We start from the raw sequence: 25,573 nt of genomic DNA, 5'->3' as shown, positions 1-25,573 counted from the left end.
TTTAAAAAATGAAAACCAATTAATACTTTAATCGGCTTTTTATGTATCATTTAATAAATAGGCACATAAAAAAGCAAGGATTTCAAGAAAAACTGAGAATACATTAGCCTGTTGGGATATGCTTTAAATTTTGTTAAAAAAGGGTCATATTTTAGTAGTGCAATCAGCGTTATTTTGCTAAATGTGATGCTTGAAGAATTTTAAATTAGGAAGAAAAACACATTCTCGTTACCTTCGAGAAAAATAAGCAAATTATTATGCCATCAATTTTCACTAAAATAATAAATCGCGAGATCCCGGGTCATATCGTTGCAGAAGATGACAATCATATTGCAATTTTAGATGTAAACCCAAATGCCAAAGGGCATACATTATGTATTCCTAAGAAAGAAGTAAATAAATTATTTGATCTTTCTGAGCCCGAATATATTGCGCTTATGGCATTTAGCCGAAAAGTGGCAATTGCTCTTGAAAAGGTAGTAGATTGTAAACGAATAGGAGTTTCTGTTATAGGTCTTGAAGTGCCCCATGTGCACGTACATTTAATACCCTTAACGACTATGGAAGATGCCCGTTTTATTTCAAAACAATCTCTTACAGAGGCTGAATTTAAAGAACTAGCATCTCAAATCAATGCTGCGATATAAGATTCTTGATGAAGTATATTTAATATAGTTCAGCAAAGAAATAAAATGCCGAAGTAGATTTTTTAAGGTTGTTGTAATTTGTAAAATGCAAATGCTGCACCTGCAATAGCTATAGTAATTCCTACAAAAATACCTACTGCTAAAGGTTTAAAACGGGTGTAAACTTCAGGATTGCCTATGCGTTTTAAATTGTACAGATATACACGGTCAATTTCATCAGTCCATAGTGCAGGATAGATGACGGTTTCGCAATGACTGCATGTAAGTTCTCCTTTAATTTCTTTTGTGGCCTTACTCATTAATTTATTCTCCACTACTTTATTAGAGAAACTGAAAACGAGACCGTCCTGGGCAAAACATTTAGGACAATTGTTACGTATTTTGGATTCACCAAATTTAACGTACGTAGTAGCCATAATTCATCTATTGATTGATGCCGCTAAATTAAATTATTTAGCAAGATCTACCAGATTTATTTGAGCATATTGTAGAAGCATAATTGTTTTGGCATCTTTTATAGCGCCAGTTTTCATAAGGTTTATTGCTTCTTCAAATTGGTATTCAAGTACTTCAATATTTTCTGTCTCATCTGCAGCTCCGCCGCCTTCAGATACTTTTTGTTTCTTAGAATATTCTGCGATAAAAAAGTGTAAGATTTCGGTAACTGAGCCGGGTGACATATAAGATTCAAAGATTTTTGTAGCCGTATCTACTTTGTAACCTGTTTCTTCTTCAATCTCTTTTAGAATAGCTGTAGTAGGATCGTTTTCATCTAGCAGCCCTGCACAGGCCTCAATCATCATCCCATCTTCATTTTTATTCAAATAAGTAGGCATTCTAAATTGGCGGGTAAGAATTACAGTCTTTTGTTGAACATTGTAGAGTAATACAACAGCACCATTACCTCTGTCGTAGGCTTCGCGAGATTGTTTCTCCCACTCCTTATCCTTGTTGAGGTATTCAAAATCTACTTTATTAAGCGTGTACCAGTTGTCAGACAACACGGTAACGCTCATATTTCTTACATTCTTATTCATTAATCTACCAGTTTTAAGGCAATTTGAAATGTTGTCCCTTTATTTATTTCGCTATGTAAAACCCGCACCTGCCCATCGTGATATTCTTCTATAATACGCTTCGTAAGTGATAAGCCCAGCCCCCAACCTCTTTTCTTAGTGGTGTAGCCGGGTTCAAAAATTGTAGAGAAATTCATTTTAGGAATTCCTTTACCGGTGTCTTTAATTAAAATTTTAGCGTAGCGCGTATCTCGTTTTAGAGTTAACTTTAAAGCTCCCTTGCCTTTCATGGCATCAATTGCATTTTTTACAAGGTTTTCTATACTCCAGGCAAAAAGCTCTTTATTGAGCATTACATAAAGTTCTCCCTGAGGTACGTCTATTTCAAAATCTATAAGTTTAGAGCTGCGTTTAGAAAGGTATTCAAAGGCATCCTGTGTTTCTAGAATTATATTCTTACGCTCTAGTTTTGGGATGCTTCCTATCTTAGAAAACCTGCCGGTGATGGTTTCTAGTCTGGTAATATCTTTATTGATCTCTATCAGATATTCGGGATTTACATTTTCACTTTTTAAAATTTCTGTCCATCCCACCAGTGATGATAACGGTGTTCCTATTTGATGTGCCGTTTCTTTTGCCATACCTGCCCAGACAAGATTTTGCTCAGAAGCTTTTGAGGTGGCGTAAAAGAAATAAATTACAGCAATAAACAGGATGACGATTATCACTAAAACAATAGGAAAGTACTTAAGCTGATTAATAACAGGAGAATGCCCGTAGTATGCATATTGCAAATCACCGCCGGTGATGTCGATGCGTATGGGTTCGTTTTCGGCGGCCATCTCCATTAAAAGCTCTTGTGACCGTACGGCATCTTTAAGTACTGCATCAGGAATATTTATACTGTTTACAATACTGTCCTGATCATCAGTTATTATAATTGGGATGTATTGATTTTTTGAATTTATTTTCTGGCTTAGGGCATAGTATTGATTAATATCTTCAGTATTAAAAGCTTCCATAGAAGAGGCCCAGATCTGCATACGATCACGCTCTGACTGTTTGAGCTGGTCAAAGAATAAAGAAACATTCCAGAGAATTAGGGCTGTAATAACTACAGCAGCAAAGATTATAAACCAGCGGGAGAACCGTTGATCTGGGTTAAAATTCATAAAGTTCCTGTCTTTAATCTAAAAAAAACGCGTTTTAATATATCTGTACAAATCTTAGGTTTTTTTCCCGGATTATGGTCTGTAAAATAGTAAAGAGACCTAATTAAATATAAAGTATTTCTTAGAGAATTATTGTAATCAAAACGGTTTTAAGTGTAATACCGTATGCCTACCTTTGCAAAATGAACAAAGAATTTGTTACCATTGATCCTGCAAATACAGATAATGCCAGCGTTTATGGCATTTTGTCTGGTTCTGTAGGCCCCAGACCTATAGCTTTTGCAAGCACATTAGATGCAGACGGGAGGCCTAATCTGGCACCCTACAGCTTTTTTAATGTGTTTAGTTCTAACCCGCCTGTCGTGGTATTTTCGCCGGTACGACGGGGTAGAGATAATACGACTAAGCATACCTTAGATAATATTATAGCTACGGGAGAAGTGGTTGTAAATAGTGTTAATTATGCGATGGTACAGCAAATGTCTCTTACGAGCACAGATTATGACGCCGGTGTAGATGAATTTATAAAAGGAGGGTTTACAAAAGAAGTTTCTGAAGTTGTGAAGCCTTTTAGAGTGAAAGAATCACCTGTACAATTTGAATGTAAGGTAAAAGATGTTGTTGCATTAGGAAATGAGGGTGGAGCAGGTAATCTTGTAATTTGCGAAATTGTAAAAATACATATACAGAAAGCGATTTTAAATGAAGACCTCACCATTAATGAGCATAAACTAGATTTAGTTGCCCGTATGGGAGCTAACTGGTATACACGCGCCATAGAAGGAATGTTTGAAGTACCAAAACCTTTGCGTAATTTAGGCATAGGCGTAGATCAAATTCCTGAAAAATTTAGGTATAGTAGTGTGCTTACGGGTAATGATTTAGGTAAATTAGGAAACGTAGAGCGTGTACCTTCAGCAGAAGAGATCACAGCTTTTTTAGATAATAATGAAGATTTAAAACTTCTGATAACCAATAAAGAAGATCAAGAACTGCATTTAAAAGTGCGCGACTTGATTAATCAAGATAATACAGGTGATGCCTGGAAATTAATTTTAGCCTAATACAAAAGGCACGTATAACAATAAACAACTAAGATGGAAGTACAGGGAAAAGTAAAAATGATAGGCGATACGCAAAGCTTTGGAAGTAATGGCTTTAGAAAGCGTGAGATTGTTGTAACTACTGAGGAGCAGTATCCTCAACATATTATGGTTGAGTTTGTACAGGATAAGACAGACTTATTAGACAGTTACAAGCCTGGTCAAAACGTAAAAATTAGTATTAATTTACGGGGTCGTGAGTGGGTAAATCCACAAGGAGAGACAAAATATTTTAACAGTATTCAAGGCTGGAGAATAGAGAATCTAGAAGGTTCTGCACCTGGTGCTGCAGGTATGCCTCCTGTACCACCAGCAGATCAATTTGAGCCTGCTTCAGATTTTGATGATGATGATCACGATGATTTACCATTTTAATCTAATTTTAAATTAATAAATAACCCCTGTAACCTTAAAACTACAGGGGTTATTTCTTTATAGTACTTTCAAAAAAATAAGGCACTAAAATTGTAATTTGATTATTCTTGAGTTAGTGTAGTAAGATCAATCATAATTAAATACAAAAGTCATCATTTATATAAACAAACATCAGCCTTTTCCAGATTACAGCTATGCAGATGAGGATGGTTTGCTTGCTGTAGGGGCAGATTTATCTGTAGATAGATTGTTAGATGCCTACTCTAAAGGAATTTTCCCGTGGTACAATGATGGGCAGCCGGTTTTGTGGTGGTCACCAGACCCACGCATGGTCTTGAAACCTGCCGAAATTCACATCTCAAAAACAATGCGTAAAATTCTACGCGAAAAGGTATTTAGGGTGACTTACAATACTTGTTTTCTTGATGTGGTTTTAAATTGTAAGCGCATAAAGCGAGATGGTCAAGATGGAACTTGGATAACTAATGAGATGTTAGAAGCCTATCAAAAATTACATGAAATAGGCGTTGCAGAATCTGTTGAGGTATGGCAAAATGATGCTCTGGTAGGTGGTTTATATGGCTTAAATCTCAAGGAAAAGAACATATTTTGTGGCGAAAGTATGTTTGCCAAAGTGAGTAATGCGAGTAAGGTTGCACTTATAACATTAGCGCAAAAACTACAAACTCAAGATTACAATTTAATAGATTGCCAGGTTTATACAGAGCATCTGGAGCGTATGGGAGCCTCAGAAATTAGTAGATCTCAATTTTTATCTTATCTGTTATAAATCAATTTTTGCTGAAGTATATAAGAATACTCTGTTTGACTCCTCAAGTAAATAATCATCTTTTCTATATTCTATAGCAATCTGAAGTTTTGTCGCAGGGCTTATTTTGTTACCAAGCGTTAGCGACAACCGCTGATTAAAATCTGGTTTCTCCCGATCCTGAACGCTATAGACGTTTTCTAAGTTAATGGCAGTGTAAAATTCACCCGTGTCTAAACGTAAGCCCTGTAGCGGAAAATCAATACCTAATCTATAGCGTAATCTATAGGCAGTTTCTCCTGTATACAATCGTTCTTCTAGCCTAAATCTGTGACCTATGCGATATTGATTATAAGATCTCACATAATTATATTGCTGTGTAATGCGCACTTCATTACTGCGTTCTGCATCAAATAGATCACGGTTTCTATAGCGTAATCCTAGACTAAAACTTCCGTAGAAACCACTTTGGTAGGTTGTAAAGTGCGATAATTCTAAATGCTGTACTTTGTAAGCTTCCTCAGATGTAGGAAAGGTATTGCGATTAGTAAACTCAAAATTAAAACTCCATCTTGTTTCAGGCTTGTAATTTAAGGAAAGCTCATGCTGGTTTAAAAATTCTGTGCGTTGACTAAAAAGGCACAGAGGGAAAAGAACTGCTAACAACAGCAGTCTAGAATAATAAAAAGTCATACGGTTGTCTCACTACTTCACGCGATTTTAGAAAATTACCATTTTGATCAAATGTCATTTCAAATCGCTCTAATTTATTGGTTGTATTTTTTGTGGCAATTATTAATTCCCAGGCATCAGGATTACTGGGAGCAATATGTATAAAATTACTATTAGGTTGGTACTGCGCCTGAATTTTTTCAATTTTATGCCGGTCAAAGGTAGTGCTTAAGTAAGCTTCAATTGATTTTATAACGCTACTCATTTCGCCTTTTGAAACTTCAACTTCTACATCCTCGAGCTTACCGTTCTCATTAAACTCTACACTATATAAATATCCTTTAGATCTAAATTTAGACTCAAAACTAGTAGCAGCGCCATCTATTTCTTTATAGTAACGCATCTTTTGCTTTTCTATTTTAAGATTTTCAATATACTTTAAAGCTTCCACAGGCATCTGTTGAGCATTAATTTTTTGCTCATATTCTTGTTTTACTTCCTGAGCATTTAGCATACTCAAACCAGAGATTAAAATGAAGAATATTAGCAACCTCATGGGTTTAACTCTTTAATTTGATTATATCTAAAACAAGTTATCTCGTGATCATTTACCATTCCTGTAGCTTGCATATGCGCATAAATAACGGTAGATCCTGTAAATTTGAATCCGCGTTTTTTTAAATCTTTAGATAGTGCATCACTAACAGCTGTAGTTGGGGAAGCTTCTTTATAATTTAAAACTGCATTTTGTACCGGTTTATGATTTACAAACCCCCAAATGTATTTTGAAAACGTGCCAAATTCTTCCTGAATATTAATAAATGCTTTTGCATTAGATACGGTAGCTTTTATTTTAAGTTTATTTCTAATTATTCCGGGATTGCTCATAAGATCTTCTAACTTTTCAGCAGAATAGTTGGCGATCTTGTTATAGTTAAAATTGTCTAGCGCTTCGCGGAAGTTTTCGCGCTTGCGCAAAATAGTAATCCAGCTTAAACCTGCCTGAAAGGTTTCTAGTATTAGGAATTCAAAAAGTATTGCATCATCATAAACGGGAACGCCCCACTCGGTATCGTGGTAGGCTTCATAAAGCGCATCTCCTGTGCACCAGCCACATCTGTTAATAATCATAAATCTAGTTTATCTGATTATTTAAAGATAAACATTTATAATCGTGACCTTTTAAAGGTGTAAGTTAAGTTATTAAATACCGACTTTTTTGAAATGAGTTTAAATCCTATAGAAGTTCAGGAATTTGCAAAGCAGGCTGTTGTAAGCGGGTTGACCTATGCAGATTACCGCATACTGGTTGCAAAGCATGCAGCCTCTTTTACGAGTACAGGTCACACCCAATCAGAAGCACTATCTAATTACACAGTACTTAATGATAAGCGTATGAAGCGCTGGGATAAAACCTTACGACTTACTCAAGATCAAGAATTGCAAATTGAGACGTTTAATAGGCCGTTAAACTGGCTTGTACTTTCTGAAAGCTGGTGTGGTGATGCGCCACCGGCACTCGCCGTTATGAATCGTATAGCAGAAGTACAACCGGCGATTAATTTTAAAGTAATCTTGAGAGACGATCACCCTCAATTGATGGATGCTTTTCTAACAAATGGGGCGATGTCTATTCCTAAACTTATTATTCAGGATTCGATTACTCAGGAAATTCTTACTTCTTGGGGTTCGCGTTCTGCACCGGCTCAAAAATTAGTTGATGACAAGGCAAAATATGGTGAGATTAAACCTTCATTTAAAGAAGAGTTGCAATTGTGGTATAATAAAGATAAAGGGATGTCTATACTCTCAGAACTACTGTTGATATTAAGCGCTCTTAACCTTGAAACTCAAAAGTTATAGTGCCTAACTGAGAAGGTCTGGGGCTGTCATTAAATATCGCCTGTTGCGCATATTCTAAAGCCTGGTCAACAAGGCAGCCATTTGTTGTTGTAGAAGCTGCTTTATTAAAATAAACCTTACTTACGCTGCCCAGATTGGTTACTTCAATATTAATAACCACTTTTCCTGTGGCGTCGCATGTATATACAGGATTAGGTATTTTAATGGCATTGCGATCATTTAGGTGATAGGTAACGGTACTGCGTCTGTAACTTGATGTATTTACTTTAGAAACCTCTTTTGAAGTACTGTTTTCTCCAGCAGACTGTTTTTCTTTCCGTTTTTGCTTTAACAATGCGATACGCTGTTGGTAATCTGGGAAGGACTCATCGTCCCCGTCATTATCTTCTGAAGGATCAGCTGTTTCAGAATCTGTTTTTAGCGCATTATCAACTTGATTTTGCTGACTAAAAAATCTATTTGCCTCACGCACCAGCCTATTGCTATTTTGCGCTTGATTTGTCATTTTTTGATTTAACTGTTGCACTTCTTCAAGTTGCTCAAGTTGTTGCTCCTCTTCAGGAATATCTTGAATTATAGGAATTGGTATAAATTCTTCTACCTGTGATGTATCGTACGGGTTTATTGTTAAAAAGAAAAAAACCAGAACAAAGATGCTGGCACCGGTAAAGGTGATAAGCATTGCTTTATCTTCTGGTGATAATTTCATAACTGTAAAAATACAAAAACGCAGCGTGCGTTGCTGTTAAACAAAACGGAAGAACCTCGTGCTAATTGTATGACTAATCTGCGTTATATAACGCGGCTTCAAAATCTTTAAGATTTGTAGCATTTGTAACGGAATATGCGCCAATTTTTGTTCTGCGCAAAGCGGAAAGATGGGCTCCAGAATTTAGTGCTTTACCAAAATCATGAGCTAATGAGCGTATATACGTTCCTTTACTGCAACGTACTCTAAAGTCTACCTCAGGAAGTTTGATACGGGTAATCTCAAAGGCCGAAATCTCTACCTCACGACTCGGGATTTCTACCGCTTCGCCTGCCCGGGCAAACTCATATAGGCGTTTACCTTCTTTTTTTAAAGCTGAAAAAACAGGTGGTTTTTGCTGAATGTTTCCGGTGAATTGTGCTGTTGTAGCATGTATTAATTCTTCGGTGATTTCTGAAGTAGGGAAGGTCGCGTCTATTTCAGTCTCTAAGTCGTAAGAAGGCGTAGTAGCACCAAGAACAAAGGTTCCTGTATATTCTTTTTCCTGCCCCATAAAGTCCTCAATACGCTTAGTAAACTTACCGGTGCAAATAATAAGCAAACCGGTAGCCAGAGGATCTAAAGTACCTGCGTGACCTACTTTAATTTTTTTTATATTAAATGTTTTGCGTATTAACCACCGCGCCTTGTTAACCAGCTGAAACGACGTCCAGTTTAAGGGTTTGTCAAAAAGCAAAATCTGCCCTTCTTTAAAGTCTTCTTCGGTAAACTGCATACTGATTTTATGAAATGCTATTTAAAAAATAGGGTTAAAGGTTAGAATACCCAAAACCTATTGCAATGATGCCTACAATTAGGCAGTAGATTGCAAACCAGGAAAGCTTACTCTTTTTAACCAGTTTTATCATCCATGTACAGGCAATTAATCCGCTTACAAATGCTGCAACAAAACCAATAGAAAGAGCCGTAAAATTACCAGAGTCTGTTGTGATCTCACCGCCCAGAATGTCTTTTGCGATTTTTCCAAAAATTAAAGGCACCACCATTAAGAATGAAAACCGGGCTGCTTTAGCTTTATCGTTTCCTAATAAAACCGATGTAGAAATTGTTGCGCCACTTCTTGAAATGCCGGGAAGCATCGCTATTGCCTGAGCAATACCTATTACAACAGCGTTGCGATAACTTACGGGTTTTTGGGTATCTTTTGCTTTATCTGCAAGCCATAATAAAAGAGCTGTAATGATAAGCATCATCCCTACCAGCAAAATATTTCCACCAAAAAGAGATTCTAATTGCTCTTCAAAAAACAAACCGATAAGGACAGCAGGTATCATAGACAATATGATTTTGACCGCAAATTGAGATTCTTCATTCCATTTAAATTGAAATAAACCTTTTATGATGTCAAAAATGTCTTTTCTAAATACAACCAGTGTACTCAAAGCTGTAGCAAAATGAAGTACTACGGTGAATAAAAGACTTTCTTCTGGTAGTGTATTATCCCCTAAAATAGCCTTACCTAATTCGAGATGACCACTTGACGATACCGGTAAAAATTCGGTAAGTCCTTGAATTATACCCAGTATTATAGCGTCTATTATATCCATTTACTTGGTGTGCTTATCCTTAGGAAAAGTTTCAGAAACTTTATCTCGTGTTATTGTTGAAGATGAGTCTGGGTTCAATAAAATCGCATACACTTCTATTCCAAAACCTATTAATACCAAAGCAGGAGCCAGACGTATACGTCTCCAGTTGTAAATTTCCGGATTAAAAACGTTAGGATCGTCACTGCCACCACCAGACATTAAAATAAAACCCAGTGCAATTACACCAAGGCCTATAAGCATTACCTGATAATTTTTTTTCTTAAAAATAAAACTACTGCGGTGCAGTTCGTTTTGCTTTTTTCGTTTTTGTTCTCCCATTTCTCGTTAAGAGTTAAATGTTATTGGTTATATGTTAAGAGCGCTTTTGCTCTTTTATGTCTTATCTAAAATTTTAAGTCTTAGATCTAATAGTAAAGTTCGTCTGTTCTCAAATTGAGAAAACGTTGTGTTGCTAAAAAGGTACTAAACCAGGTAATGATAACGCTAGCGGCAAAAACACCTACAAATAATATAGCTAAAATCATTTTATCGCGTAACAATTCAAGTTCAGGAAACGTTTCATTTAAGTAATACAAAACTGCTGCCATACCGGCTAGTGCGATTATGGCACCTATCATCCCCAGTTTCATACTTAGCCAAATAAAAGGTCTGCGTATAAACCCTTTGGTTGCCCCCACCATTTGCATGGTTTTAATCGTAAAACGTTTAGAATAGACAGATAGGCGTATGGCGCTATTGATAAGCAATACAGCAATTAGTGTAAAAACACCGCTAATAATCACAATCCACAGACTTATCTTTTTAATGTTGTCATTAAGCAATGAGATAAGTGGCTGGTCATAATTTACCTCTTCCACAAAGTCTTTAGTCATCAATTCGTCAGCAATTTCCTTTACCTGAGCGGCAGAAACAAAGTCTGCTTTCATATAAACATCTATCGAGTTTTGCAGCGGGTTGTACCCTAGAAAATCCATAAAATTTTCACCTATTTCTTTACTATGTTCTTCTGCAGCTTCCTCTTTAGAGACAAATTGAGTAGATTTTGTGTAGTCTGCAAGCGCTAAGGTCTTTTCGAGCTGCTTCATTTCTACTTCTTTGGCGTCGTCTTTGAGATACACCGTTAGTGCAATTTGCTCTTTAAAGTGGTCTGCAACTTTCTTAGAGTTGAGCACTAAAAGGCCTAATAAACCCAGTAAAAACAGCACCAAAGCAATACTTAGAACCACCGAAAAATACGATGAAATCAATCTGCGGCGTTGAAATTTTTCAAAAGATGACGACATGAGGCTTACTAAAATTTTGCGTAAAAATACTAAAGTTCGTGCTTCTTAAACGCACCCTTTCTGCATTTTGTATTTTTAGTTTGTCTTTTTCAAAATAACAGTGTTCTTAAACTTAAAATATAAATAGAAAACGATGAATATTCTTATATATGGTATAGGTGGTGTAGGTGGCTATTTTGGCGGAAAACTCACACAGACAAAACATAATATAACCTTTATCGCTCGCGGTGAACATCTCAAAGCGATACAGGATAATGGGTTAGATGTTACCAGTTACAAAGGTGATTTTAAAGCGACACCAGATCTTGCCACAGATGATTTGAGTAAAATACCTATTCCAGATCTTGTAATTTTAGGTGTAAAATCTTGGCAGGTAAATGATACGGTAAAAAATCTGAAGCCTTTCATAAAACCGGAAACACTTTTTTTGCCGTTACAAAATGGCGCGGCAAATGCCGAAATGATTCTTGAAGTACTTCCAGAAGCACAGGTTTTAGGTGGATTGTGCCGCATCGTGAGTTTTGTAGATGGCGCTGGCAAAATAAAACATCCCTATTTTGAGCCCAGTATTACCCTGGGAGAACTTGATGGCAGTCTTACAGATCGAGCAAAAAGAATCAAAGAAATGTTTGAAGAGGTGGGCGACGTTACGGTTCACTTAGTAGATAATATTCAAGTAGAAATCTGGAAGAAGTTTTTATTCATATGTACCATTAGTGGTCTTGGTGGTTTGGTGCGTGTACCTATGGGAAAAATTAGATCTAGTGATTATCTTTTTAATATGATGAGAGATACGGCTCAAGAGATTTTTAAAGTAGCAAAAGCTAAGGGCATCAAGCTTACCGAAGCGCATATGGATGCTGTTTTTGAAGCGATTCAAAATCAGGGAGCAGACGTAACTGCTTCTACACAGCGCGATATTATGGAGGGCAAGCCTAGCGAACTCGATAATTTTAACGGTTATATTGTGAGGGAAGGGAAACGTCTTGGGGTTCCGGTTCCTATAAATGAGCTCATTTATGAATGCCTTAAACCTATGGAAAAAGAGGCGCGATCGTAGCTTTATAGCTTTCGCGAAAGCAAAACACCAAATCCCTTTAAAATTGTAAATTTGCCGCCTATTATAACGCACCCTGTGCGCAAAGTAACACACGGCAATGAACTACGATTTTAACGCGATAGAAGCAAAATGGCAAAAGCACTGGAAAGATAACGGTACTTTTGAAGCTCAAAATAACAGTGATAAACCTAAATATTATGTTCTGGATATGTTTCCATATCCTTCAGGGGCAGGTCTGCACGTGGGGCATCCGTTAGGGTATATCGCCAGTGATATTTATGCGCGTTACAAGCGCCATCAAGGATTTAATGTGTTACACCCGCAGGGTTATGATTCTTTTGGTTTGCCGGCAGAGCAATATGCCATTCAAACCGGGCAACACCCTGCTATTACGACTGATACCAACATTGCACGCTACCGTGAGCAGCTTGATAAAATAGGTTTTTCATTTGATTGGAGTCGCGAAGTGCGCACTTCTGAGCCTGAGTATTACCGCTGGACCCAATGGATTTTTATTCAGCTTTTTGAAAGTTGGTATAATAAAGACAGCAACAAAGCAGAACACGTAGACACTCTTATTGCAAAATTTGAAGTCGAAGGAAATGCTTCAGTTAATGCCGTTTGTGATGAGGATATAGAAGCCTTCACCGCTGAAGATTGGAAGAATGCTTCCGCGAAAGCGAAACAGGAAATTCTTTTAAAATACCGTTTAACGTATTTAGCAGAAACCGAAGTAAACTGGTGCCCGGCATTGGGTACGGTTTTAGCAAACGATGAGATTGTAAACGGCGTTTCAGAGCGCGGCGGTCATTCTGTAGTACGTAAAAAAATGAAACAATGGAGTATGCGCATTAGTGCCTATGCACAGCGTTTACTAGATGGACTGCAAGATATCGACTGGCCACAACCGCTTAAAGATTCACAAACCAATTGGATTGGGAGAAGTAAGGGGGCTTCAGTAGAATTCATAATCCTCCCCCCAACCCCCTCCCACGGAGGGGGCGCAGGCCACGCCGGTTTTATGACCGGAAAGCCCGAACTAATCTCGGTTCTTTTAGAACGCGCTCAGGAAATGCGTGATAAACCTACAAAAGCCGAGGCCCTACTGTGGAGCAAATTGCGCGGTAAAAAAACCGGATTTAAATTTAGACAGCAACATCCAATTGATCAATATATTGTTGATTTTGTGTGTCTTTCAGCTCAACTCATTGTTGAGGTAGATGGGGATGTGCATCAATATCAAATGGATAAAGATGCAGAACGTCAATTGTTATTGGAACAGAAAAAAGGGTACAAAGTTCTAAGATTCTCTAATGATGAGGTGCTAAATAATGTTGAAAAGGTAGTTGAAACGATTACCAGTGAAATAGAGCGTCGTGAGAAAGTCCTCCCCTTGGGGGAGGATTTAGGTGGGGAGCGTATATCTGTGTTCACCACTCGCCCCGATACTATTTTTGGAGTGACGTTTATGACACTTGCTCCAGAACTAGATTTGGTTAATGAGATTACCACTCCAGAGCAAAAAGCTGAAGTTGATGCGTATATAGCAGCGACTGCAAAACGTAGTGAGCGCGAGCGTATGGCCGATGTAAAAACCATTTCGGGAGCATTTACAGGAGCGTATGCAGAGCACCCATTTACCAAAGAGCCTATCCCAATCTGGATAGGAGATTATGTACTTGCCGGTTATGGTACAGGAGCAGTGATGGCGGTTCCTTGCGGGGATCAGCGGGATTGGGATTTTGCAAAGCATTTTAATATTCCTATTAAAAATATATTTGACGGCGTAGATATTAGTGAGCAGGCATACGCCGAAAAAGATAATACGCCGCTTAAAGATTCAGATTTCTTAAACGGATTGTCATATAAACAAGCGCTTCCTAAAGCGATTGAAGCACTGGAAGAATTAGGGCAGGGAGAAGGCAAAATTAACTACCGCTTGCGCGACGCAGTATTTAGCCGCCAGCGCTATTGGGGAGAGCCATTCCCGACCTATTATGTAGACGGAATGCCACAAATGATCGCGCCTGAGCATCTACCCATTCGCTTACCTGAAGTAGAAAAATACTTACCCACCGAAGAAGGCGAACCGCCATTAGGCCGTGCCGATGTTTGGGCCTGGGATACCAACCAAAACAAAGTAGTGAGTAACGAAAACCTCTCCCCCGTGGGGGGAGACCGAGAGGGGGACAATGGAGTTTACCCACTCGAGTTAAACACAATGCCCGGTTGGGCAGGGTCAAGCTGGTATTTCTTCAGGTATATGGAGAAAGCTTTGCGCGATGAAGCTTTTGCGTCAAAAGAAGCGATGGATTACTGGCAGGATGTGGACTTGTACATTGGCGGTAGCGAGCACGCTACCGGTCACTTATTATACAGCCGTTTCTGGGTAAAGTTTTTAAAAGATCGCGGTTTTGCTTCTGTAGAAGAGCCTTTTAAAAAGCTGATTAATCAGGGAATGATATTGGGGGAGAGTGCATTTACTTATAGACTTAAGCTAGAAAACCATGTTGATTATATAGTCAATAAAATCCTAGGGGTTTCATTTGACAAAAAAGAGCGAGAGTCAGTTGACGATTTCATTAAGAATTATGATAATAAAATATATGCTTCTTACGAGCTTATAAAAAATCATCCTTTCGCTGACATGATACCTGAAGAAAATAAAGGTGATTTTCAAACAGCTGTAAAAGATGTTTATGAGAAATTAAAAGAGCAATTTCCTAATTATTCGAAAGCAATAGATGGATTAGGCTTTACCCTCTTCAAAGTCCACGTTGATGTTAATATGGTAGATAATTCGAATTATCTTGATTTAAATAGCTTTAAGAATTGGAGACAGGAAAATCAATTAGGACTTTATGTTGGTGATGAAAAAAAATTCCTTGTAAAAAGAGAGGTAGAAAAAATGTCTAAATCCAAATATAATGTGGTCAATCCCGATGATATTTGTGAGGAGTACGGCGCCGATACGCTACGTATGTATGAGATGTTTTTAGGTCCGTTAGAGCAGGCAAAACCCTGGAATACTGCAGGAATCACTGGAGTGCATAACTTCCTTAAAAAATTATGGAAGTTGTATCACACAGTAGATGCATCCGGAAACTTGGGTGACTTTGCGGTTTCAGAAGATGCTGCTTCTAAAGAGGCTATGAAAGTGTTGCATAAGACCATTAAAAAGGCTCAGGAAGATATTGAGAACTTCAGTTTCAATACTTCGGTTTCTACATTTATGATTGCGGTAAACGAACTTTCCGCATTAAAATGCAACAGCAGAGAAGTGCTGGAGCCGTTGGCGGTTTTGATTTCGCCTTACGCGCCACACATTGCAGAAGAATTGTGGAGTTTATTAGGGCACAGCGAGTCTATCGCTACTGCGCCATTTCCAGAATTTGACGCAAAACATTTGGTAGAAAGCAGTAAAGAATACCCAATTTCATTTAACGGGAAAATGCGTTTTACAATGGAACTTCCGCTAGATCTTTCTAAAGAAGAAATTGAAAAGGCAGTACGTGCACACGAGAAAACTCAGGAATATTTGGGTGGCCGCGAACCTAAAAAGGTGATTATTGTGCCGGGTAAGATTGTGAATTTTGTGGGTTAATCCCCCTAACCCCCAAAGGGGGAATTTTCAAAACGCTCCTCCCTTCTACGTTGGAAGAGGGTTGGGGATGAGGGAAAATAAGCCAAAACGACAGCTTTCGTTTTGGCTTATTTTTTGCTAATTAATGATTAGTTTTATACTACCTAAAATTTAAAGTTATGATGGGATATTATATTCTCATAGGTGCAATTGCACTGGTGAGTTGGTTAGTGAGTAATAAATTAAAAAGCAAGTTTAAAGAATACTCACAAATACATTTACAAAATGGTATGAGCGGTGCAGAAATTGCCCGTAAAATGCTTAGTGATAATGGGATTAATGATGTAAAAGTGATATCGGTACAAGGTCAATTGACAGACCACTATAATCCTGCAAACAAAACGGTTAATTTAAGTGAGGCGGTTTATAATCAGCGTAATGCAGCTGCAGCTGCAGTAGCGGCGCACGAGTGTGGGCACGCGGTACAACACGCACAAGCTTACAGTTGGTTAACTATGCGTTCTACGCTAGTGCCAGTAGTAAGTGTAGCTTCTCGTATGTCTATGTTTGTAATTATAGGAGGCTTTGTGTTGATGTCAATTATAAGTAGTGGAGTAGGTTTTACCGTGGCTGTAATAGGTCTTGGTCTATTTGCAATGGGAACATTATTTGCTTTTATTACGTTGCCCGTAGAATATGATGCGAGTAATCGTGCCTTGGCCTGGTTAGAATCATCTAATATGTTGACCAGTCAGGAACATGCCGGGGCTAAAGATTCTTTAAAATGGGCTGCACGTACATATGTGGTGGCAGCAATAGGATCGCTGGCAACCTTATTGTATTTTGCGCTACAGGTTTTTGGCGGAAGAAGATAGTTCAAGTAGAAAATAAAAATAAAAAGCCGCAAACAGTACGATTCTGTTTGCGGCTTTTTTATTGATGTATAAGCGAATTTAATCCATCACGCGAATCACAAAGTAATTTTTCTTACCGCTCTGTAATAAAATAAATCGGTTGTTGATTAAATCTTCGGTAGTGATGTTGCGACCGTCTGCTACTTTTTCCTGATTTACAGAAATTGAATTTTGCTTTAATGCGCGTTTTGCTTCTCCGTTAGACTTTAAAAATCCGGTTTTTTCAGAAAGAGCACTCACGATATCTAATCCTGCTTCAACTTCCCCACGGCTAATTTCCGCTTGCGGTACACCTTCAAAAACATCTAAAAAGGTTTTCTCATTAAGTGCTTTTAAGTTTGCAGCTGTAGATTTTCCGAAGAGAATTTCTGACGCTTTTACGGCATTTTCAAGATCTTCTGCGCTGTGTACGGTAAGTGTCACCTCCTCAGCAAGACGCTTTTGTAAAGCACGTTGATGAGGGGCTTCCTGGTGGGTTGCAATTAGGTTTTCAATCTCTTCCTTTTCTAAAAAGGTAAAAATCTTAATGTATTTAGCGGCGTCTTCATCGCTGGTATTTAACCAGTATTGGTAAAATTTATAAGGAGAAGTACGCTCAGCATCTAGCCATACATTGCCACCTTCACTTTTACCAAACTTGCTTCCGTCTGATTTTGTGATAAGCGGGCAGGTAAGTGCATACCCTTTACCCTCGCCTATACGGCGTATCATTTCGGTACCCGTAGTGATATTTCCCCACTGGTCACTACCGCCCATTTGGAGGGTAAGACCGTGTTCTTTATACAAATGATAAAAGTCATAGCCCTGAACCAACTGGTAGGTAAATTCAGTAAAAGACATCCCATCGCCACGTGATTCAGAATCGCCAGATAACCGGTTTTTAACCGAGTCTTTTGCCATCATATAATTTACGGTAATGTGTTTACCCACATCGCGAATGAAATCGAGGAAAGAAATATCTTTCATCCAGTCGTAATTATTTACCAATACGGCCTGATTTGCAGCACCCGAGGTAAAATCTAAAAACTGAGAAAGTTGTCCTTTTACACATTCCTGATTGTGGCGTAAAGTTTTTTCGTCAAGTAAATTACGCTCGCTAGACTTCCCGGAAGGATCACCTATCATGCCTGTAGCGCCACCTACCAGCGCAAAAGGTTTATGACCGCAGCGTTGATAATGAGCCAAAATCATGATAGGAACCAGGTTCCCTATATGCAAACTATCTGCGGTAGGGTCAAATCCTACATAGGCAGAGCGCATTTGCTCCATAAGGTGTTCTTCGGTGCCCGGCATCACGTCGTGAATCATTCCGCGCCATTTAAGTTCTTCAATAAAATTGGTAATCATAATTACGGTTTTCTGCGATTTTACTCGATAATCGAGATTAAACTAGTTCGACTTTTTAGCTGTCAAATTAATGCCTGTAAGACCTGCTTAAAGTGCGATTAATAAGCGCGCAAAGATAAAGATATTGCGCAAAGCATCGCGACAAGAACGCAAGAATATCGTTAACTTAGTGCCCATGATTTTAGTAACTGGAGGAACAGGCTTAGTTGGCTCGCATTTAATGTATGAATTGATCGCTCAGGGCGAAACAAAACTACGTGCTACCTATAGAACAATTGAAAGTATTGAGCCGGTGCGCGATTTATTTAAATGGAAAGCTAAAGAGAATACAAAACAGGCAGCGTTACTTTTTAAACATATAGAGTGGGTAGAAGCAGACGTTACAGATATTCCTGCGCTTACTGAAGCATTTGATGACATAACCTTTGTGTATCACTGTGCAGCGCTTATATCGTTTAACCCAAGAGATTTTGAAAGGCTACAAAAAATTAATGTAGAAGGTACAGCAAATGTGATTAATCTTTGCATTAAAAATAAGGTTACAAAAGTATGCTATGTGAGTTCTGTGGCAGCCTTAGGTAATTCTAAAGGGGCAATAACAGAAGAGACACACTGGGAAGCTAACAAAGAAAATAGCGTTTACAGCATTAGTAAGTTTGCTTCAGAAATGCAGGTATGGCGAGGCACGCAGGAAGGTCTTGATGTTGTAATTGTTAACCCCGGAATAATTTTAGGTGAAGGGTTCTACAAACAGGGTAGTGGTGTGTTCTTTAAAAAAATTAAAAAGGGTCTTGATTACATGGTCCCGGGTTCTTCTGGTTTTGTAGATGTTTTAGATGTGGTAAATGCAATGATTTTGCTTATGCGGAGCAAGCAAGTAAATGAGCGTTATATTTTAGTAGGTCATAACCTGGGTTTTAAACAGGTATTTGAACAAATTGCAATTGCGTTGCAGGTAGCACTTCCAACTAAAAAGGTAAAAAACTGGCAACTAGAATTAGCCTGGCGTCTCGATTGGGTAGCAAGTCTGTTTGGTAAAAAGCGACGTTTGTTTAGAACTACTGCACGCTCTGCTTATACTCAGGTGATTTATGACACTACAAAAATAAAGAATCAGCTAGCTTTTAAATATACCCCCTTAGAAGAAACGATTAACCGAATTGCCAATCATTTTAATCGCCAATAGGAGCAAGAAGAGAGTCTTGTGTAGGTTCAATTTTTGAAAGGCTGTCTTTAAGTTGAACTTGTTTGCGTATAGAATCTCTTTTAAATTTAGATTCTACATTGCGAATGCTGTCTTGATCATTTTGTGCAAACTGAAGTTTATCGCGCTGCTCGGTAAGTCTTTTGCTTACTTCTTCCCAAATCGCTGTAAACTCATTAAAATTGACACTGTAGTAATTTATGCTTTCTGCAAACTGTAAACTGTCTATATCGTATTTTTTATAAATGAAGGAGTCTGGCTCAATACCCAGGCTTCGCATCTCATTCATATTGTACGTTCTAAGGGTACGCATAATCGAGACATCATACAAAATGTCTGTCATAAGATCTTTCTTGATAAAATTATCAGGCTTTTTAGGCTTCTGAATGTCGTTACAACTCAGCAGGAGCAGTAGCGAGAGCATAACTATATAGCCCGTTCTTTTCATCGGTTAAAGGTTAAACGCTTTGCAAACTTATCGTCATAAACTTTAAAGTTTTTATATGCTAATCGACCATTTACGAAAGTATGTGTAATACGTGATTTAAAAGTGCTCCCTTCAAATGGAGACCATTTGCATTTGTATAAAATATTGTCTGTGGTAACCGTCCAGGGATTGTTAAGATCAACCATTACTAGGTCTGCAAAATAACCCGGTTTAATAAAACCGCGCTTTTCTACTTCAAAAAGAATAGCAGGGTTGTGACACATTTTTTCTACAATCTTCTCAAGACTTATTTTTTCTTCGTGATACATCTCTAGCATAGCCGGCAGTGCATGTTGCACAAGCGGACCACCACTAGGTGCTTTTGTGTATACGTTTTGTTTCTCTTCTAAAGTATGTGGTGCGTGATCTGTAGCAATAACATCTAAGCGGTCATCAAGTAAGGCTTCCCACAACGCATCTTGATCTGCCTGAGTTTTTACAGCAGGATTCCATTTTATAAGAGTGCCTTTTTCTTCATAATCTGCATCGCTAAACCACAGGTGGTGTATGCAAACTTCGGCAGTAATTTTTTTATCTTTTAGAGGTGTCTTATTGTCAAACAGCTCCATTTCTTTTGCAGTAGATAGGTGAAAAACATGTAGTCTGGCTCCTGTTTCTTTAGCTAAGGCAATTGCTCGAGATGAAGATATATAACATGCTTCGGCACTACGTATAATAGGGTGCATATTAATAGGAATATCATCACCATAACGCTCTGTGTAAATTGCTAAATTCTCGCGTATAGTCTCCTCGTCTTCGCAATGTACCGAGATTAAAAGATCTGTACTTTTAAAAATTTCACGCAGAACCTCTTCATCATCTACCAGCATATTACCTGTAGAACTTCCTAAAAAGAGCTTTAAACCGGCAACTTTTTTCTTATCTACCTTTTTAATTTCGGCAAGATTGTCATTTGTGCCACCAAACATGAATGAATAGTTTGCGTAAGAAGTCTCTGCAGCAATACTAAATTTTTCTTCTAACTTTTCTATAGTAGTAGTTTGCGGTACCGTATTAGGCATTTCTATAAAGGAAGTAATACCTCCTGCTACTGCGGCAGCAGACTCTGTTGCTATAGATGCCTTGTGTGTAAGACCGGGTTCTCTAAAATGAACCTGATCGTCAATAACACCAGGTAACAAATGTTGTCCTTCGGCATCAAAAACGTGTACATCTGGGCTTTTAACGCTCAAATTCTGACTCACTTCCATAATAATACCATTCTCAATATATACGTCACCGCGCATAATTGAGCCTTCATTAACTATGTTTGCGTCCTTAATTAGTACTTTTTCCATTCTATATCGCGTATCCTTTAAAAAGACTTTTAATCTTCATTCCTATTACTCCAAAAACGGCTTCACTAAATATCCCTGTACTCATTTTGCTGGTACCCCGTGTTCTGTCTACAAATATCACCGGCACTTCAGAAATCTTAAAACCCAGAAGATGCGCCTTAAATTTCATTTCAATCTGAAAAGCATATCCTACAAATTTAATTTTATCGAGTGTTATCTGCTCTAAAACTTCACGTTTATAACAAATAAAACCCGCTGTTGTATCTGCAATATCAAGCCCTGTTATAAATCGAACATATTTTGAAGCTACATAAGATAATAAAACTCTTCCCATTGGCCAGTTTACAACATTAACCCCTGTTTTATATCTAGAGCCTATTGCGAGATCTGCATTTCCTTTTGCGCAGGCATTGTATAAACGTATTAAATCATTAGGTGAATGTGAGAAGTCTGCGTCCATCTCAAAAATATAGCTGTACTCTTTACTCAAAGCCCATTTAAAACCTGCAATGTATGCAGTGCCTAACCCATTTTTACCAGGTCTTTTAATTAAATGTAAGTTGTTTCTAAACTCCTGTTGTAAAGCGGTAACAAGTTGAGCTGTACCATCTGGTGAATTGTCGTCAACTACCAGTACTTCAAATGCACGTTGTTGCGCAAATATATTACGCACTAACTTTTCAATATTCTCTGCTTCGTTATAGGTTGGGATTATGACGAGCGAACCTGCCATCGTATGTAATTTAAGCGCAAATGTAATTATTTTGCACGTTAATTGTCTGCTGCAATCGTCTAAACTCTCTGAATTATATTAATTTTAACCTCTCAATTAACAGCATCGTGCAAGCTCTAGAACGCAGTTTTATTAGTAATGACTGGATTACCATTGTATTTGTTGCATGTCTTGCACTTATAGTACTGGTTAAAGTTGCCTACGAGACTCGTTTTATAGATTTTACAGAGCTACTTATAAATGAAAAGTATCTTCTTAAGGCGAATAAGGAAATTAAATTTCAAGATCCGTTTAACTTAATACTATTTGTGGCCCAGCTGTTATCGGTCTCCCTCTTTATTCAAATTGCACTCACGCATTTTGGTATAGCTGTAGAAATAAGTCCGGTTTTATTATATATACGCATTGCATTAGTATATGTGGTATTTATCGCGCTAAAATTTTTTATTGAGCGTATGATGGGTGTTTTATTTAGTGGTGAGCACGTCTTAAGTTCCTACCAATTTCAAAAACTGAGTTACCGAAGCTTTTTTGCGCTGATTTTATTACCAGTTAATGCGTTGTTTGTCTACGGAATAAATCCTAGTTTGATATTAATAAAAATAATAATCGGGGTTTTTGTTTTATTCAATTTAATCAGTCTTTTCAATACGTTGCGTAAATATGAAAAGTTGATTTATTTCAATCTCTTTTATTTTATTTTGTACCTTTGCGCACTTGAAATTGCACCCTACTTCATTTTATATAAGGTGTTTAGTATGGGAGTTAATTAAACAAATTTGAATGTCTATGAAAGTGAAGACTATTTTGGTATCACAACCAGAGCCAAAAGTTGAGAATTCCCCCTATTTTGAACTGCAAGAGAAGAAGCGTGTTAAAGTTGATTTTGTGCCTTTTATCCACGTAGAGGGTGTTTCTGGGAAGGAAGTTAGGCATCAAAAAATCGACCTGAATAAATACACGGCAATTATCTTAACAAGTCGTAATGCTGTCGATAATTTCTTCAGAATCGCCGATGAGATGCGTTTTAAAGTTCCAGATTCGTTAAAATATTTCTGTCAGAGTGAGGCTGTTGCGTATTATCTTCAGAAATATGTGGTTTATCGTAAGCGTAAAATTTATGTGGGTAAACGTACGTTTACCGAAATGTCAACGATTTTAAAGAAGTATAAAACAGAGAAGTTTTTATTACCATCTTCAGATGTTTTAAAGCCTGAAGTTCCTTCGGTTCTTAATGATTTAAAGCTTACCTGGGATAGAGGTATTTTCTATCGTACGGTTGTAAGTGATTTATCACATTTAAAAAATGTGACTTATGATGTATTGGTATTTTTTAGCCCTAGCGGAATAAAATCTCTTTTTGAGAATTTTCCAGACTTTAAGCAGAATGATACGCGTATTGCTGTCTTTGGCAATTCAACCGTTAAGGCTGTTGAAGATGCTGGTCTTAAAGTAGATATTATGGCGCCAACTCCAGAAACACCGTCTATGACTATGGCTCTTGAGAAATACATTGATGATGTAAATAGTAAAAAGTAGTTTTCTACTTTAACTCATAAAAAAGGCTCCTTTAAGGAGCCTTTTTTAGTTATTGTATTTTAAGATTATCCTAAAGGCGGCTGCCCGGCCATAATCTCATCACTTGCAAATGCCTCAAACTTTTTAAAGTTTTCTTTGAATGCTGCGGCAAGTTTAAAAGCAGTCTTGTAATACGCATCTTCATTATCCCATGACTGTCGTGGGCTCAAAATATAATTAGGAATTCCCGGGCAGGTACGCGGTTGTGCAAGGCCAAAAACAGAGTGTATGTGATAGTTCTCATAATTTAATGGGCCTAAATCACCGTTTAATGCTGCATTTATCATAGTACGAGTATATTTTAAAGGCATACGCTCCCCTACACCGTAAGATCCGCCTGTCCAGCCTGTATTTACCAGCCATACATTTACCTGGGCAGCTTTCATTTTTTCGCTTAACATTTCGGCATAACGTGTTGGGTGTAAAGGCATAAATGGTGCTCCAAAACAAGCCGAAAATGAAGGTATAGGTTCTTGAACACCGGCTTCTGTACCTGCAACTTTAGCGGTATAGCCACTTATAAAATGATAAGCTGCCTGACCAGGTGTTAGTTTTGAAATGGGAGGTAGCACCCCAAACGCATCTGCTGTTAAGAAGAAAATATTTTTAGGGGTAGTTCCTGTCGAAGGATTTTGAATGTTTTTTATGTGATGTATGGGGTAGCTTACACGCGTGTTTTGAGTAATTGATGTGTCTTCAAAATCTACAGAGTTGTCTTCATTTAAAACCACATTTTCTAAAAGAGCACCTTTTTTAATTGCATTAAAAATATCTGGCTCTTGTTCTTTAGAAAGGTTGATCACTTTTGCATAGCAGCCTCCTTCAAAATTAAAAATAGAATTATCTGCAGACCAGCCATGCTCATCATCTCCTATTAGTTTTCGTTTAGGATCTGCACTTAATGTCGTTTTACCGGTTCCTGATAAACCAAAGAATAAGGCAGTCTGCCCATCTGCTCCCACATTTGCAGAACAGTGCATAGGAAGTGCATTTTTTTCGGTAGGTAGTAAGAAATTGAGAACCGAGAATATACCTTTTTTAATTTCACCGGTGTAACCTGTTCCGCCTATTAAGATTGTTCTTTCTTTAAAATTTACAATAGCAAAATTTTCCTGCCGTGTACCGTCTAACTCTGGATTTGCTTTAAAGCCAGGAGCATTTATAATGAGCCAATCTTCTTTAAAATTTTCAAGTTCCTGCTCGTTAGGGCGCAAAAACATATTGTATGCAAAGAGATTAGACCAGGGATGCTCATTAATGACACGAATGCCTAAACGAAAACGCGTATCTGCACAAGCAAAAGCATCGCGCACATATAAGTTTCGATCAGATAAATAGGTTGTCATTTTTTCCATAAGATGACTAAATTTTTGACTGTCAAACGGGATGTTGATATCTCCCCACCAGACATCGTCACGAGTAAGTTCATCAATTACAATAAAACGATCTTTAGGTGATCTTCCGGTAAATTTGCCTGTTTCTATAGCCAGGGCGCCTGTAGAGGTTTCTTGTCCCTGACCCAGATCTAGACTAATAGATTGAAGCTCTTCCGGTTCTAATTGATAATAAGTTGTGGCATTTTTGATTCCGTATTTTGACAACGCAATCGTTTTCGTTAATAGGGCGCTTGAAGCCATAAAATTGAATTTTTAGTAAATACGAGGCAAAATTAAGTCTTTATTTTCGCAAATAATTTAATTTTAACTAATTATTTTGCAGATTTGATAAGGGTGTAACAGATGCAAATCCAGGCAGATATAAGTAGTGCTCCTCCTATGGGTGTTATCCAGCCTATAGCAGAAATATCTATTCCGGTAAGGGGTTTTGTTGTTAGCAAGTAAATAGAGCCGCTAAAAAGAAGAATGCCGCTAATTACTAAATAGAAAACAGTTTTTAGTGCTTTAGAATTTAAGGGTAAAAAACTACCGGCAATAAGTAATAAAAAAGAATGATACATTTGATAACGTACTCCTGTTTCAAAAGAATTTATAGCTTCAGTACTTAGACTTTCCTTAAGCCCGTGAGCACCAAATGCTCCTAAGATCACAGCTGTTAAACCTAAAATTGAACCGGTAATAAGTATTTTTCTTTTCATTAGAACTTTTTTTAAGCGCTATCAAATGACTAATTTTCTAGTAACTCAACGCAGG

The 25,573-nt window shown here is 37.7% G+C and carries 28 protein-coding genes; 11 read left to right on the top strand and 17 right to left on the bottom strand.

Translation table 11 applies throughout. The features are described from left to right. Positions 1–257: 257 nt before the first annotated feature. Complete coding sequence (locus P164_RS13435; protein ID WP_028376850.1) at positions 258–647, top strand: HIT family protein; 390 nt, start codon at positions 258–260, stop codon at positions 645–647. Between the two features lie 62 nt (positions 648–709). Here P164_RS13435 and P164_RS13430 read toward each other — a convergent pair whose 3' ends face one another. From P164_RS13430 to P164_RS13420, 3 genes are read right to left on the bottom strand one after another with little or no spacing between them, the layout of a single operon-like run. Beyond that, positions 710–1,063 (bottom strand): hypothetical protein, encoded by a 354-nt coding sequence (locus tag P164_RS13430; RefSeq protein WP_051621356.1) that lies wholly within the window; start codon positions 1,061–1,063, stop codon positions 710–712. Between the two features lie 33 nt (positions 1,064–1,096). Then, positions 1,097–1,684: an NUDIX domain-containing protein gene (locus P164_RS13425; protein ID WP_028376849.1), complete on the bottom strand. Its 588-nt coding sequence runs from the start codon at positions 1,682–1,684 to the stop codon at positions 1,097–1,099. Continuing rightward, on the bottom strand, positions 1,684–2,835 hold the full coding sequence (locus tag P164_RS13420) for a sensor histidine kinase (RefSeq protein ID WP_028376848.1): 1,152 nt from the start codon (positions 2,833–2,835) through the stop codon (positions 1,684–1,686). Before P164_RS13420 ends, P164_RS13425 begins: the two co-directional genes overlap by 1 nt. A 182-nt stretch (positions 2,836–3,017) precedes the next feature. On the opposite strand from P164_RS13420, the gene P164_RS13415 reads away from it, so the two are divergent. The 3 genes from P164_RS13415 (at position 3,018) to aat (ending at position 5,103) form a co-directional block, all read left to right on the top strand. Beyond that, entirely contained in the window at positions 3,018–3,899 is an 882-nt protein-coding gene (locus P164_RS13415; protein WP_028376847.1) for a flavin reductase family protein, read from the top strand. Positions 3,900–3,932: 33 nt separating this feature from the next. Next, complete coding sequence (locus P164_RS13410) at positions 3,933–4,313, top strand: DUF3127 domain-containing protein (RefSeq protein WP_028376846.1); 381 nt, start codon at positions 3,933–3,935, stop codon at positions 4,311–4,313. 151 nt (positions 4,314–4,464) lie between these two features. Continuing rightward, positions 4,465–5,103, top strand: coding sequence for a leucyl/phenylalanyl-tRNA--protein transferase (gene aat, locus P164_RS13405; RefSeq protein ID WP_028376845.1), 639 nt, complete (start codon positions 4,465–4,467; stop codon positions 5,101–5,103). Here the strand turns inward: aat and P164_RS13400 are convergent. From P164_RS13400 to P164_RS13390, 3 genes are read right to left on the bottom strand one after another with little or no spacing between them, the layout of a single operon-like run. Beyond that, entirely contained in the window at positions 5,098–5,775 is a 678-nt protein-coding gene (locus P164_RS13400; protein ID WP_028376844.1) for a DUF2490 domain-containing protein, read from the bottom strand. The two genes, aat and P164_RS13400, sit on opposite strands and share 6 nt — an antisense overlap. Further along, the gene (locus P164_RS13395; protein ID WP_125411777.1) at positions 5,756–6,310 is read right to left on the bottom strand and encodes a hypothetical protein; all 555 of its coding nucleotides are present in this window, start codon (positions 6,308–6,310) and stop codon (positions 5,756–5,758) included. Before P164_RS13395 ends, P164_RS13400 begins: the two co-directional genes overlap by 20 nt. Next, a complete protein-coding gene (locus tag P164_RS13390; protein WP_028376842.1) occupies positions 6,307–6,885 on the bottom strand; it encodes a DNA-3-methyladenine glycosylase I in 579 nt (192 codons plus the stop codon). The genes P164_RS13395 and P164_RS13390 overlap by 4 nt, the downstream gene beginning before the upstream one ends. Positions 6,886–6,978: 93 nt before the next feature. Between P164_RS13390 and P164_RS13385 the strand changes: the two genes are divergently transcribed. Continuing rightward, positions 6,979–7,617 (top strand): thioredoxin family protein, encoded by a 639-nt coding sequence (locus P164_RS13385; protein ID WP_028376841.1) that lies wholly within the window; start codon positions 6,979–6,981, stop codon positions 7,615–7,617. Here the strand turns inward: P164_RS13385 and P164_RS13380 are convergent. The 5 genes from P164_RS13380 to P164_RS13360 all read right to left on the bottom strand — a co-directional run bounded on the left by P164_RS13380 (position 7,592) and on the right by P164_RS13360 (position 11,219). Beyond that, complete coding sequence (locus tag P164_RS13380; protein WP_051621355.1) at positions 7,592–8,326, bottom strand: hypothetical protein; 735 nt, start codon at positions 8,324–8,326, stop codon at positions 7,592–7,594. The genes P164_RS13385 and P164_RS13380 overlap by 26 nt on opposite strands. A gap of 73 nt (positions 8,327–8,399) precedes the next feature. Then, positions 8,400–9,101, bottom strand: a complete 702-nt coding sequence (gene truB, locus P164_RS13375; RefSeq protein WP_035899842.1) for a tRNA pseudouridine(55) synthase TruB — start codon at positions 9,099–9,101, stop codon at positions 8,400–8,402. 34 nt (positions 9,102–9,135) lie between these two features. Continuing rightward, positions 9,136–9,933: an undecaprenyl-diphosphatase UppP gene (gene uppP, locus P164_RS13370; protein WP_028376839.1), complete on the bottom strand. Its 798-nt coding sequence runs from the start codon at positions 9,931–9,933 to the stop codon at positions 9,136–9,138. Then, entirely contained in the window at positions 9,934–10,254 is a 321-nt protein-coding gene (locus tag P164_RS13365; protein WP_051621354.1) for a DUF3098 domain-containing protein, read from the bottom strand. It lies immediately after the preceding gene. Between the two features lie 86 nt (positions 10,255–10,340). Beyond that, entirely contained in the window at positions 10,341–11,219 is an 879-nt protein-coding gene (locus P164_RS13360) for a cell division protein FtsX (protein WP_028376838.1), read from the bottom strand. Positions 11,220–11,352: 133 nt separating this feature from the next. Here P164_RS13360 and P164_RS13355 point away from each other — a divergent pair, with 133 nt between their 5' ends. The 3 genes from P164_RS13355 to P164_RS13345 all read left to right on the top strand — a co-directional run bounded on the left by P164_RS13355 (position 11,353) and on the right by P164_RS13345 (position 16,737). Then, positions 11,353–12,279 carry a ketopantoate reductase family protein gene (locus P164_RS13355; protein ID WP_028376837.1) on the top strand — a complete coding sequence of 309 codons (927 nt, stop codon included), beginning with the start codon at positions 11,353–11,355 and terminating at the stop codon, positions 12,277–12,279. A gap of 97 nt (positions 12,280–12,376) precedes the next feature. After that, the gene (locus P164_RS13350) at positions 12,377–15,883 is read left to right on the top strand and encodes a leucine--tRNA ligase (protein WP_028376836.1); all 3,507 of its coding nucleotides are present in this window, start codon (positions 12,377–12,379) and stop codon (positions 15,881–15,883) included. 158 nt (positions 15,884–16,041) lie between these two features. Further along, entirely contained in the window at positions 16,042–16,737 is a 696-nt protein-coding gene (locus tag P164_RS13345) for a zinc metallopeptidase (protein ID WP_028376835.1), read from the top strand. A 78-nt stretch (positions 16,738–16,815) separates the two neighbouring features. Here P164_RS13345 and tyrS read toward each other — a convergent pair whose 3' ends face one another. After that, positions 16,816–18,123 (bottom strand): tyrosine--tRNA ligase, encoded by a 1,308-nt coding sequence (gene tyrS, locus P164_RS13340; protein WP_028376834.1) that lies wholly within the window; start codon positions 18,121–18,123, stop codon positions 16,816–16,818. Between the two features lie 175 nt (positions 18,124–18,298). On the opposite strand from tyrS, the gene P164_RS13335 reads away from it, so the two are divergent. Further along, positions 18,299–19,309 (top strand): NAD-dependent epimerase/dehydratase family protein, encoded by a 1,011-nt coding sequence (locus P164_RS13335; protein ID WP_028376833.1) that lies wholly within the window; start codon positions 18,299–18,301, stop codon positions 19,307–19,309. Here the strand turns inward: P164_RS13335 and P164_RS13330 are convergent. Genes P164_RS13330 through P164_RS13320 form a run of 3 tightly spaced genes read right to left on the bottom strand, consistent with a single transcriptional unit; the run spans position 19,296 to position 21,845 of the window. Then, complete coding sequence (locus P164_RS13330; protein ID WP_028376832.1) at positions 19,296–19,775, bottom strand: DUF4296 domain-containing protein; 480 nt, start codon at positions 19,773–19,775, stop codon at positions 19,296–19,298. The genes P164_RS13335 and P164_RS13330 overlap by 14 nt on opposite strands. Beyond that, positions 19,772–21,112, bottom strand: a complete 1,341-nt coding sequence (locus P164_RS13325) for a dihydroorotase (RefSeq protein WP_028376831.1) — start codon at positions 21,110–21,112, stop codon at positions 19,772–19,774. The genes P164_RS13330 and P164_RS13325 overlap by 4 nt, the downstream gene beginning before the upstream one ends. A gap of 1 nt (position 21,113) precedes the next feature. Next, complete coding sequence (locus tag P164_RS13320; protein WP_028376830.1) at positions 21,114–21,845, bottom strand: polyprenol monophosphomannose synthase; 732 nt, start codon at positions 21,843–21,845, stop codon at positions 21,114–21,116. Between the two features lie 107 nt (positions 21,846–21,952). Here P164_RS13320 and P164_RS13315 point away from each other — a divergent pair, with 107 nt between their 5' ends. Both P164_RS13315 and P164_RS13310 read left to right on the top strand, forming a co-directional pair. Then, positions 21,953–22,618: a DUF4271 domain-containing protein gene (locus P164_RS13315; protein WP_028376829.1), complete on the top strand. Its 666-nt coding sequence runs from the start codon at positions 21,953–21,955 to the stop codon at positions 22,616–22,618. A gap of 16 nt (positions 22,619–22,634) precedes the next feature. Further along, positions 22,635–23,384, top strand: a complete 750-nt coding sequence (locus P164_RS13310) for a uroporphyrinogen-III synthase (protein ID WP_028376828.1) — start codon at positions 22,635–22,637, stop codon at positions 23,382–23,384. Between the two features lie 65 nt (positions 23,385–23,449). On the opposite strand, the gene pckA is transcribed toward P164_RS13310, so the two are convergent. Next, positions 23,450–25,060 carry a phosphoenolpyruvate carboxykinase (ATP) gene (gene pckA / locus P164_RS13305; protein WP_028376827.1) on the bottom strand — a complete coding sequence of 537 codons (1,611 nt, stop codon included), beginning with the start codon at positions 25,058–25,060 and terminating at the stop codon, positions 23,450–23,452. 71 nt (positions 25,061–25,131) lie between these two features. Then, positions 25,132–25,518 carry a DUF423 domain-containing protein gene (locus tag P164_RS13300; RefSeq protein WP_028376826.1) on the bottom strand — a complete coding sequence of 129 codons (387 nt, stop codon included), beginning with the start codon at positions 25,516–25,518 and terminating at the stop codon, positions 25,132–25,134. Between the last annotated feature and the right edge of the window lie 55 nt (positions 25,519–25,573).

It is taken from the genome of Leeuwenhoekiella sp. MAR_2009_132, from assembly GCF_000687915.1.
Taxonomy (GTDB): Bacteria; Bacteroidota; Bacteroidia; order Flavobacteriales; family Flavobacteriaceae; genus Leeuwenhoekiella.
This window is presented reverse-complemented; position numbering and strand designations above follow the sequence as displayed.